The sequence below is a fragment of the Actinomyces sp. S4-C9 genome, from assembly GCF_000758775.1.
Lineage (GTDB): Bacteria > Actinomycetota > Actinomycetes > Actinomycetales > Actinomycetaceae > Gleimia > Gleimia europaea.
The window spans coordinates 38,582-50,214 of the sequence record NZ_JRMU01000020.1; the positions used below are offsets into that span (position 1 = coordinate 38,582).

The following is an 11,633-nucleotide window of genomic DNA, read 5'->3' on the forward strand; positions in this document are numbered from 1 at the left end:
AATTATTACACAGTTGTGACCAACACACTACCGGCGGTCGGTAGCGACCACTCACCCGTTTGACTCTGCTCGTGCCTGCTTCGTGTCTGCCAGTTTTGATGAAACCACTTGCGTCACACCCGCACGCATAGTCACACCGTAGAGAGCGTCTGCGATCTTCATGGTCCTCTTTTGGTGCGTGATGATAATCAGCTGCGAATCCTGCTGCAGTTCCTTGAAGATCGTGATCAGGCGCGACAGATTAACGTCGTCAAGGGCGGCCTCAACCTCATCTAGCACGTAGAACGGGGACGGACGCGCCTTGAAAATGGCGACGAGGAGGGCGAGCGCGGCAAGCGAACGTTCTCCACCAGAAAGTAGGGATAGGCGCGTAATTTTCTTTCCCGCGGGGCGTGCTTCGATCTCAACGCCTGTCTCCAGCATGTTCTGTGGGTCCGTGAGGACGAGTTTGCCCGACCCTCCGGGAAAGAGGGTTGCGAACACGTGCGTAAACGCCTCTTGGGTGTCGAGGAAAGCCTGGGTGAATACCTCCTCAACTCGCTGGTCCACTTCGTCAACGATGCCCAGCAGGTCGTTCTTGGATTCCGTAAGATCACGTAGCTGGTCAACCAGGAACTGGTGGCGTTTAGAGAGAGCCTCGTGTTCTTCGAGAGCTAGTGGATTGATTTTGCCCAGCCGGTCCAATTCGCGTTTAGCGCTACGCAGGCGTTTTTCTTGCTCGACGCGCACGTACGGGTAGGGATCCTCTGCAACCACGAGGTTGTGCGGACCGAACTCGTCGATGAGTTGGTCAGCCTCAAGCGCGAGCTCGTCGCGTGCTCGCGTGACCGTGTGCTCGTACCGCAAGGCAACTTCCTGTAGCGCGATCTCATCGCGGTGCGCAGCGTCCGTGATTTCGAGCAGACTGGCACGAATCTCGTCCACCTCATGGCGAGCGCTTGCTGCCGCCTCGGATGCTTCGGTGCGTTCGCTCTCCGCTACGCGAAGCTGCTGACTGGCCTCTTCTAGTGCGGCTTCGGCAACGCGGATCGGAGCCGCGATCCGCTCACAAATGCCATTCAGGCGCTTATATTCGCGTTTGCGCGCAGCCTCGCGTCGTTCATATTCAGTGAGGTCAGAACGGGCTTTCGCAACTTGCTGACGCAGAGAACGAGCACGGTCACGCACTCGGCGCGCCGTTTCTTCGAGTGTTCGAATGTCGAGGCGGGTCGCAGTTTCTTTGGCACGCGCTTCGCGCGCTGCTTCTTCTAGCTGTTCTGCTTCTTCACGAGCCTGTGCGGGATCCGCAACCTGTGGGAGCGCCTGCGCCCCCGCCTGCTTAGCCTCGGCTTCAACGAGGCGCTCACGGGCGCGTTCCACGCCCTCTTCGATCTTTTTCAAAGTGGTGGCAAGGCGTTCTTGTTCCCCCTGCGCAGCCCGCAAACGAGAACTGGCACGCGCCCGCACCTCCATAGCCTTCGCCCGCTCTGAGTCGGCCTTGCGCAGAGCCTGCAACTGCTCGTTTGCAACCTTGAGCGAAGCGTCGTAACGCTCGCGCGCCTCCTTCAGTTTTTGCGAGACAGCCTCCACCTGCTCGTTTGCGGCGTCAGCGCGCCGGCTCGCATCCTCGTAGTCGGCGTGGCGAGCCAAAACCGACGCGTGGTCAGAACCCGAGGTGAGTACCGAAACCGGAGTGAAAACATTGCCCGTTCGAGTGGCAACCTTTGTCACCAGCGGATTTTCAAGGGCGCGAATGGCCTCCCTGTCGTCCTCGCACACCACCGCTCCGGCTAGCAGCGCGTTAATGAGACCTTGCACGCGCTCGCCCTGAACCACGTCAACAGCCCTGGTCCAGCCCTCGATAACTACCGGCTCCACGCTCTGTTCCAAAGCCGCGACCATTCGGCGGCGTCCGCCCGAGTCCACAAACTGTAGAGAAAGACCCAGGTCTGTGATCACCGCGGCATCGGTAAATGGATCCAATAGTGCGGTAATCGCATTTTCCCAACCCGCACTGGTAGAGATAAAACTGGCCAAAGACCCGAGGACCTCAGGATGCTCAGCATCCAGTAGCTCCGCGGTCTCGTCCGCCGGCTGCAGAGACTGTGCCAATGTGTCGCGCCGAGCCGTCCAGGTGGCGCGCTCAGACTGGGCTTCTCGCTCCTGCGTGAGCAAACGATCAACTAGGTCGCGCGCCTCATCTCGGGCCCGCACCGCGTCCTCATGCGCGTTCGCCATCTGATCGTCAGCCTGAACCTCTTCAAGGCCTTCCATTTCGGCGCTTGCGAGCTTCGTTCGCTCCGTGGCCTCCGCAACCGCATTTTTCATCCGGGTGGCTTCAGCAGCGCGTGATGCCAGCGCCTGTTTTGCCGCATTTACGTCACCAATCAGCCTGGCAATATGCTCGCGTCGGTTCGACTGCTCGGCTTCCAAATGACGCACCTCGTCGAGCGCGGTGCGCGCGGCGGCTTCGGCCTCTTCTCTGGCTTTGATTACATCGGCAAGCTTCTGTCCAGACGCCTGCACCTGTTCGAGCAGGTCCGCGTCCTCTTCATTTGCCTTTGCTGATTTTTGATCAAGATCCACGAGGTCGAAGTTTGGTGCGGGTAGCGGCTGCGCAACGCCTCGCATGCGTTCGTTAGAGACCGATGACAGTGTCATTAGCGAGGCGTGCGTGGTGGATAGCTCTTGCCACAACCGCGTGAGTTCCTGGGTGCGAGGGGTGCCGAGGCGAGCCAATTGCTCCGCCTCATTTAGACGTGCTTTAGCGGCATCCAACTGCTCGTTAAGCACCTTCTTGCGGGCGTTCGTTGCCTCTTCGCTGACTCGCCCCGCGTCGAGCCGTTCTTTCAAACTCGCGAGGTCATCGGCCAATAGTCGGGCTTGCGCGTCGCGCACCTCGGCCTGGATCACACCGGCCTTACGGGCAGTTTCAGCCTGTTTGGCTAGGGGACGCAACTGACGGTGAATCTCATTAGTAAGATCACGTACACGAACGAGATTGCCCTCCATCGACTCCAGCTTGCGCAGCGCCCGCTCTTTGCGCTTGCGATGCTTGAGCACGCCCGCAGCCTCTTCAATGAACCCGCGCCGTTCCTCGGGCCCGGCTCCTAAAATCGCATCCAGCTGGCCCTGACCCACAATCACGTGCATCTGCCGCCCCATGCCGGTGTCGGACAGGAGCTCTTGAATGTCTAGCAAACGCACTTGAGTACCGTTGATCGAATACTCGGACCCACCGCCTCTAAACAGCGTTCGCGAAATGGTGACTTCGGAGTAGTCGATCGGAAGGGCGCCATCGGTGTTGTCAATAGTTAGAGACACCTGAGCGCGCCCCAGTGGGGCGCGCTCAGAAGTTCCGGCGAAAATGACATCTGCCATTTGACCGCCGCGAAGGTTTTTAGCTCCCTGCTCGCCCATAACCCAGGCGAGGGCATCTACAACGTTTGACTTACCAGAGCCGTTAGGCCCGACCACACAGGTGATGCCGGGCTCAAGATTCATGGTCGTTGTCGAGGCAAACGACTTGAATCCACGAATGGTAAGTGTTTTTAGATGCACGCCTCAAAGTTTAGGCGAAAAATGAGCGAAAACGTTATTCTTTCCAAACAAGTTCGGGGAACCACAGTGCGATTTCACGGTCTGCGGATGCCGGCGAGTCAGAGCCGTGAACAATGTTCTCCACGTTACCGGTACCCCAATCTCGACCGAGATCACCACGGATGGTGCCGGGCGCTGCGAGCGTCGGGTTGGTGTTACCCATGAGGTTACGCATGCCTTCAATCACGCGATCGCCTTCAACGACCATCGCAACAACGAGATCAGACTGCATGTACTCCAGTAGATCCTTGAAGAAGTGCTTTTCCTTATGCTCGAAGTAGTGATCTTGCAAGAGCTCTTCGGAAGCGTGCTTGATCTTCAAACCCTTTAGTTGGTATCCCTTAGCTTCGATGCGGCGAATCACCTCGCCGGTGAGGCCGCGCCTGAAACCATCCGGCTTCACAAGGACGAGGGTGTGCTCTTTATTTGCATCGAGCTGTTCCGGACTAGGCATTTGCCTTCCTTTCCATTGACTTCCGTGTCAAAATCGATTCTACGACAATTTATCTTGACGTAAAGAAAAACCGGGTTGTTACCGCAGTTCCTCGGCCTGTTTGTCGGTGTTTTACTCCGGCATTGACTCAAGTTTTTGCACGAGGTCGCTTACAGCCCTCTGGGCGTCAGCGCCGCTAGCGCGCACGGTTACGGTCTGCCCCTGTCTAACGCCCAGTGCCATGAGCGACATGACTGAAGCTGCGTCTGCCCCATCGATGGTGACCTCCGCATCGTAGTCGCTAACAAAACGTGCGACGAGGGCAGCCGGGCGGGCATGCAGTCCATCCGGGTCTGCTATTGCAACCTCGGCCTCACACACGTCCTCCCCCAAGGGTTTTGTCTCCGACTCAGTGAAAGCACCCCACGTTTTAGCAGCGTCACGAACAGCCTTAACAACCCCCTCGGCGTCGGCGCCCTGCTGGGCTGCAACCGCCCCCGCTACCGCACCTTCAACCAGTGGGCCGTCGGCAAAATATGCCGGCTCGTCATCAAGAAAGTCGAGCACCGACTCAACCGTGAGCGTTGCCGAGCCGAGGTCGGTTAGCAATACTACGGGACCATCGGCTACGAGTTCTTGAACCGCAGCATCTACCTTGTCGAAGGAGGTGCCGATGTTCCCATCTTGAAGTCCTCCTGCCGCTCGGATCACGACGTCAGGAGCCATCTGTGCCGCGACTTCGGCCACGCCCTGCGCGAGTTTGTCCGAGTGCGAAACGATTACAAGGCTGACCTTAGACATCGATCGCCGCCACGGCTTGTTCAATGATGATTGCGGACGATACCGCACCTGGATCAAGGTGCCCAATGGAGCGCTCCCCCAGGTATGAGGCGCGCCCCTTCGTTGCCTTCAATGGCTTCGTAGCTTCAGCACCTTCTCGCGCAGCTAACGCGGCTGATCGGAGAGCTTCAACGCCATCCCCGCCCGCGGTAGCAACTTCACGCGCCGCCTTAGCCGCCGGCGCCCAGGCATCGACCATGGTCTTTTCGCCCTCTTGCGCCTTACCTCGCGTCTGAACACCCAGCAAAGCCGCCTCGAGGAGGTTTGCAACAGCAATCGCATCCAGATCCTGCTCGCCGGTTGCCGCCTTGGCCGCACGAAGGAACGCGGTTCCATACAGGGGCCCGGCAGCGCCTCCAACGGTACACATCAAGGTTTTGGCCACTAGTTTCAATACCGACTGAATGTCTTCCGTATCTGTGGCGGCGAGCGCTTTTTCAACCGCGCTGAAACCTCGATCCATGTTCTCACCGTGGTCGCCGTCGCCAATCTGGCGATCCAAGTCAATCAGTTCAAGACGCGCCCCCGCAATCGCCTCGACGCTCTTTTGGATCCAGGCCAAAGCCCAGTTCACATCTAAGCTCACTTGCTTACATCCCTTCTCGGTATCCCGCTGTTAGCGCGGGCGCGTCAAACAGCTCTAGCATTTCATCATTTACGCGCAGTAGCGTAAGTGAAGCGCCGGGCATGTCCAGGCTGGTCACGTAGTCTCCAACCAGCGTACGCTCAGCAACAATGCCATCAGCCTTGAGAAGCTCGTGGACCTTCCGGTTTACGATGTATAGCTCAGACAGTGGCGTGGCGCCCATCCCATTTACGAGGACGATTACGCGATCTCCTTGCGCAAACGGCAGGTCCGCACGTACCTTCTCGTACAGTTCTGCGGTGAGCGCGTCCGCGGTCTTCATCTCGGTACGACGGTATCCGGGCTCGCCGTGAATACCGATCCCCATTTCCACCTCGGTATCGCCAAGGTCAAAGGATGGCTTACCCGCGTGCGGAACCGTGCAGGGCCCAAGAGCCAGGCCCATAGAGCGCATGTTGTCATTCACTTCGTTGGCGATTCGCGTTACCTCGTCCAGGTTGTCGCCGCGTTCTGCCGCGGCTCCCGCGATCTTCTCAACCAGCATGGTGCCCGCCACGCCGCGCCTACCCGCCGTGTACAAAGAGTCTTCCACCGCAACGTCGTCGTTGATAATCACGGTGCGAACCTCAATATCGTCCATTTCGCATAGTTCAGCGGCGGTTTCAAAATTCAACACGTCGCCCGTGTAGTTCTTCACGATGTAGAGCACGCCTGCCCCGCGATCCACCGCGCGAGTAGCCGCCTCGATCGGGTCTGGAGTTGGCGAGGTGAACACAGCGCCGGGCACCGCTGCGTCCAACATTCCGTGGCCAACAAAACCACCGTGCAACGGCTCGTGTCCGGATCCTCCGCCAGAAACGAGAGCGACCTTGCCCTCTTCCTTTGGCTGTGCACGCAAAATATAGTCTGGGTCGAAGTGTACATCAACCAGATCGGAGTGCGCCAGCTGGAAGCCTTCCAGAGACTCGCGAACCACTTCATGCACGTCGTTTACAAGCTTTTTCATACTTCCTCCAAGCACGTCGGTTAGATTCAGGTCTCTCCAATTCTTACATACAAAAAGCGACCTGCACCACAGAATTGGAGTGCAGGTCGCCTTCGTTTAACGTTTAGTGCTTGATCAGATCTCGAGCTGCTCCTGCGAGCACCACAGAACCCGTAATAACCACACCGTTAGAACCTGCCGGATCAGGATTCAACTCAGCGCGTTCCACCGCAAGGTCAACCGCATCAAGTAGCGACGGCTCCACAAACACGCGGTCCTCGCCAAACACGTCCCTCGCGATCTGCGCGATTTCTTCCGTATTCATTGCGCGCGGCGTGTCCATCGAGGTAATCACAATATCCCCCACCACGGGCTCGAGTTCAGCCAGGGTGGCCTCGACATTCTTATCCGCCATCGCGGAATAAACCGCCGCAATGTTCGTGTAGTCAAACGACTCAGTGAGGGCCTGCGCCAATGCACGCGCGCCGTGTGGGTTATGCGCCGCATCCACCACAATCGAGGGAGAAGATCGCACAACCTCGAGGCGCCCGGGGGACGTAGCCATCCTAAACCCCTCTTCAACGATGCCCGGCTCCACTTCGCGGCCACCGTTGAATGCTTCGAACGCCGCAAGAGCCAGCACTGCATTCTCACCCTGATGCTTGCCAAAAAGCGGGATGAAAATGTCGTTGTAGAGAGCTGCTGGCGTCTGGATGGACACCACCTGCCCGCCCACTCCGAGCTGGGAAGAAACCAGATGTAGATCCTCACCTACAACGCGTAGCACCGCTCCAACCTCGTTCGCGCGATCGCGCAAAATCTCAAGGACCTGAGGGTCCTGCTTCGCCGAAATTACGAACGAACCCGGTTTGATGATGCCCGCCTTTTCGGTTGCGATCTCAGCAAGCGTAGAGCCGAGCCACTTTTCGTGGTCATGGGCAATGGGCGTAATTACGGCAACGTCCGCGTTGATCACGTTCGTTGCATCCCATTTTCCCCCCATACCAACCTCAACCACTGCGGCATCAACCGGCACATCCGCAAACGCGGCCAGCATCATGACGGTCAGCACTTCAAAAAACGACATCGCGGGGCCACCGCTACGCTTCGAGTGCTCATCAACCATCGCGAGGTAAGGAGCGACGTCCTCATACGCCGCAACAAACTGAGCCTGTGAAATCGGCTCGTCATTCACGCTGATCCGCTCCCGCATCGTGGTTAGGTGAGGGCTCGTGAACCGTCCCACCTTTCGGCCCGACGCTCGCAACAACGCACTGATCATGCGCGCCGTGGACGTCTTTCCATTTGTGCCAGTGAGGTGCACACTTCGATAGAGATTTTGCGGATCGCCGAGGATATTCATCGCCAGCTGCACGCGTTCAATACTTGGCTGAACTTTGTGCTCGGGCATGCGCGAGAGAATCTCGCGTTCAATCGCGTGGTAAACCGCCTCGGTCTCATCAGCCGTCGGGTACAGGTGAGTAGCTTCCTCATCTAGGTCGCTCTCGCTTGTATCCTCGCCACTCTCAGCGAGGTTAGGCGCGGCCATGTGCGCAGCCTCCATGACCTCCTTAAGGGAGGCGGAGACATCGCGATTCATGACCTCGTGTACAACCTGTTCAGGAGTGCGCTCGCCACCGCCCTCGGTGTGAGCAAACTCGTGGAAGATGTCGAAATCTTTCACTGCATTTTCACCACGTGAATCTCGATATCGTCACCGGCTTCAACGGTTAGGTCCAGTGTCAAGGTCTCAGCTTTCAACATGTCAGCGTGCTTTTCCACTACGCTAACGCGCTCAGCCGGCACTGCCAGGGTTAGCTTGATGCGATCTGCAACGTGCAGACCCGCGGCCTTGCGTTCATCCTGAACCTGGCGGATGAGGTCGCGGACAAAGCCTTCGCCCTCAAGCTCATCGTCGATCTGAGTATCCAAAACCACGAAGGATCCTGAAGATAGAACCGTTGCGACCTGGCCTTCTTCAGCCTCAACCTTCGTGCTTACCGACACGGCTTCGCCACCGAGACGAACCGGCTCGCCATCAACTACGACTCCGGGGAAGACAACCTCGTCGCCGTCCACCTGCCACTGCCCCTGCTTTTGCGCGGCGAAAAGCTTCGAAGTGTGGCGACGAACCTCGGCCGAGAACTCGCGCGGATTCAACTTAAGCTCCTGCGCAACGCGCAACCCGGATTCAGATGGCGTCTTCAAGGTCACGTTCTTCACGTTGATCTCCGACGCGATCAGGTCCGCGTAGCTCGAAAGCTCAGCCGCCCGCTCCGAGATGACCGTCAGGTCACGCAGCGGCTGACGCACGCGCAGCTTCTCGCCCTTACGCAAGCTGTGTGCAGCTGAGACAACCGAACGGACCTCGTCCATCGTGGCAACCAGCTCGTCATTCGCCCACGCGTCGCCGAGCTTCGGATAATCCTCCAGGTGCACGGACTCACCACCCGTGAGGCCGCGCCAGATTTCCTCGCTGATTAGCGGCAAAAGCGGCGCGATTGCGCGCATCATAACTTCAAGCGCGGTGTACATCGTGTCAAATGCAGCCTCGTCCTCCTCCCAAAAACGCTGGCGAGAAGTGCGGACGTACCAGTTTGACAACAGATCCAAATACTCACGTACATGGGCAGTTGCACCCGGGATAACATACGCATTCTGCGCTGCCTCTACCGCGAGCACGAGATCTCTCGTACGTGCAAGTAGGTAGCGATCCATTACCGGCAGATCAGCGACGACGGCCGAGTCCAGCGGAATAGGCTTTGCGAAGTATCCCTCTCCTCCGTTTGCCGCACCGGTGTAGAGAGCGAAGAAGTAGTACGTATTCCACAGGGGCAGGATCATCTGGCGAACCGTGTCGCGGATCGATTCCTCTCGAACGATCAGGTTGCCACCGCGAACCACGGAAGATGACATGAGGAACCACCGCATCGCGTCCGATCCGTACGTGTCAAACACGTGGTTAACGTTCGGGTAGTTACGTAGCGACTTCGACATCTTGCGGCCGTCATCGCCCAGCACAATGCCATGGGCAACAACGTTTTGGAATGACTGCCTGTCGAACAACGCGGTTGCCATCACGTGCATAGTGTAGAACCAGCCGCGCGTTTGCCCGATGTATTCAACAATGAAATCGCCGGGGTAGTGATTTTCGAACCATTCCTGGTTCTCAAACGGATAGTGCACCTGGGCAAATGACATTGAACCAGACTCGAACCAGCAGTCAAACACGTCGGAAATGCGGCGCATCATCGACTTGCCTGTTGGGTCGTCCGGATTAGGACGCACCAGCTCGTCGATGTAGGGGCGGTGCAAGTTATCGACCTTCACCCCAAAATCGCGCTCGAGCTCGGCGCGCGAACCGTACACATCCACGCGCGGGTACTCGGGGTTATCCGACTTCCACACGGGAATCGGCGCACCCCAGAACCGGTTACGCGAAATCGACCAGTCGCGCGCGCCCTCAAGCCATTTACCAAACTGGCCTTCCTTGACGTGCTCTGGAACCCAGTTGATCTCCTCGTTTCGGGCCAACATGCGATCACGGATCTTCGTAACTTCAACGAACCAAGACGATACGGCCTTGTAGATCAGCGGCTGCCGGCAACGCCAGCAATGCGGGTAAGAGTGCTCATAAGACTGTTGGCGAACCAGCACCGCACGCTCACCTTCAGGGCGGCGCGCTAATGGGCCACTGCCGTCCTTCAGATCCTGGATAATGGGGCGGTTCGCATCGAAAATATGCATGCCCTCATAGTCTTTAACTGGGGCCACAAACTTCGCACCGTCGTCAATCGGCACAACCGTCTTGATGCCGACTTCCTTACACACGTTTGCGTCATCTTCACCGAAGCCGGGCGCCAGGTGCACCAGGCCGGTGCCGTCGCTCGTGGTAACAAAGTCGGCGGCAATGATGTGGAACGCCTTGGGGCCAGGAATATCCTCATCGTTGATGAAGTAGTCGAAGATCGGAGCGTACGCGCGGCCCACGAGGTCCGAGCCCTTCAGCTGGGCAACAACCGGTGGTTCTTCGCCCAGCTCGCGCTCGTAGGAAGAAACGAGATCTTTCGCGAGGATTACGCGTTCACCGGCAAGCGGCCCTTCTTCGGGCTGCACGGTCACGTAGTCAACGTCTGGTCCAACGGCCACCGCGAGGTTCGACGGAAGTGTCCACGGCGTCGTAGTCCAGATAAGTGCAAGTTCACCGGTCTCTAGACGCAGGCCAACCGTTACAGTGTTGTCTTGACGCATCTGATAGACGTCGTCATCCATCGAAAGTTCGTGGTTTGAAAGCGGCGTCTCATCGTTCCAACAGTACGGCAGGACGCGGTGCCCCTCGTACGCAAGGCCCTTCTCATACAGGGTCTTGAATGCCCAAATGACAGACTCCATGAAGTCAATGTCAAGAGTCTTGTAGTCGTTCTCAAAATCAACCCAGCGAGCCTGACGAGTTACGTATTCTTCCCACTCGTTCGTGTAGCGCAAAACGGAAGTGCGGCACGCGTCGTTGAACTCCTTGATGCCAATGCCGTTCGGACCTTCGATCTCGTCCTTCGTCTCAATGCCGAGCACGCGCTGTGCTTCAAGCTCGGCCGGAAGACCGTGCGTGTCCCAACCAAAGCGGCGCTCCACACGCTTGCCCTGCATCGTCTGGTACCTACCAACGATGTCCTTTACGTAACCGGTTAGAAGGTGGCCGTAGTGCGGCAAACCGTTAGCAAACGGCGGGCCGTCATAAAATACGAATTCGTTAGAACCGGCCTCACCTGAAGGACGGATCTCAATGGACTTCTTGAACGTGTCATTTTCTTTCCAGTAAGCCAAAATCTCTTCTTCAAGGCTGGGGAAAGAAGGGGATGCTACGACGTCGCCATCACGATGGCGGGGGTAGTGGTTGCTCATTTGTTCCGTCCTCGTTCATCATTCGAGGACGTCTCCAACCCGGTGGGTTGGTGCGCGGTACCACCTCGCTTGCCAAATGCTTTGGCCGCTCGAACTGCTATCACGGGCTTACCCGTCCGGGTCTACTAGGCTACGCTGTTCTTCCGGAGGCTCATCGGTGATACCCGGTTGCCCGGCCGATTCATCGCCATTCGCCAGAAAGTATAGCCCGCACGCGTCGTCGATGAGAAAGCGAGCCGGTGTAATTCACCACACAGCTAATAAAAAAGATCCGACCGTTTGGTCGGATCTTTATCCGGGTGGCTGAC

The 11,633-nt window shown here is 57.8% G+C and carries 7 protein-coding genes; all 7 read right to left on the reverse strand.

Annotation, left to right across the window (positions count from 1 at the left end; translation table 11 throughout):
• Positions 1-51: 51 nt before the first annotated feature.
• Positions 52-3,540, reverse strand: coding sequence for a chromosome segregation protein SMC (smc, locus tag HMPREF1628_RS07990; RefSeq protein WP_034510752.1), 3,489 nt, complete (start codon positions 3,538-3,540; stop codon positions 52-54).
• Between the two features lie 34 nt (positions 3,541-3,574).
• Positions 3,575-4,033, reverse strand: coding sequence for a nucleoside-diphosphate kinase (gene ndk, locus HMPREF1628_RS07995; protein ID WP_034500621.1), 459 nt, complete (start codon positions 4,031-4,033; stop codon positions 3,575-3,577).
• 111 nt (positions 4,034-4,144) lie between these two features.
• Positions 4,145-4,813 carry a dihydroxyacetone kinase phosphoryl donor subunit DhaM gene (gene dhaM / locus HMPREF1628_RS08000; protein ID WP_034510756.1) on the reverse strand — a complete coding sequence of 223 codons (669 nt, stop codon included), beginning with the start codon at positions 4,811-4,813 and terminating at the stop codon, positions 4,145-4,147.
• On the reverse strand, positions 4,806-5,438 hold the full coding sequence (gene dhaL, locus HMPREF1628_RS08005) for a dihydroxyacetone kinase subunit DhaL (RefSeq protein WP_034510760.1): 633 nt from the start codon (positions 5,436-5,438) through the stop codon (positions 4,806-4,808). Before dhaL ends, dhaM begins: the two co-directional genes overlap by 8 nt.
• A 4-nt stretch (positions 5,439-5,442) precedes the next feature.
• Positions 5,443-6,444, reverse strand: coding sequence for a dihydroxyacetone kinase subunit DhaK (dhaK, locus tag HMPREF1628_RS08010; protein WP_034510763.1), 1,002 nt, complete (start codon positions 6,442-6,444; stop codon positions 5,443-5,445).
• 103 nt (positions 6,445-6,547) lie between these two features.
• Positions 6,548-8,107, reverse strand: coding sequence for a bifunctional folylpolyglutamate synthase/dihydrofolate synthase (locus HMPREF1628_RS08015; RefSeq protein WP_034510766.1), 1,560 nt, complete (start codon positions 8,105-8,107; stop codon positions 6,548-6,550).
• Positions 8,104-11,325, reverse strand: a complete 3,222-nt coding sequence (gene ileS, locus HMPREF1628_RS08020) for an isoleucine--tRNA ligase (RefSeq protein WP_034510769.1) — start codon at positions 11,323-11,325, stop codon at positions 8,104-8,106. The genes HMPREF1628_RS08015 and ileS overlap by 4 nt, the downstream gene beginning before the upstream one ends.
• Positions 11,326-11,633 lie beyond the last annotated feature (308 nt).

Coding starts and splice junctions, on each gene's coding strand:
- dhaM (WP_034510756.1), bottom strand. CDS start 4,813: ATGTCTAAGGTCAGCCTTGTAATCGTTTCGCACTCGGACAAACTCGCG.
- dhaK (WP_034510763.1), bottom strand. CDS start 6,444: ATGAAAAAGCTTGTAAACGACGTGCATGAAGTGGTTCGCGAGTCTCTG.
- ndk (WP_034500621.1), bottom strand. CDS start 4,033: ATGCCTAGTCCGGAACAGCTCGATGCAAATAAAGAGCACACCCTCGTC.
- ileS (WP_034510769.1), bottom strand. CDS start 11,325: ATGAGCAACCACTACCCCCGCCATCGTGATGGCGACGTCGTAGCATCC.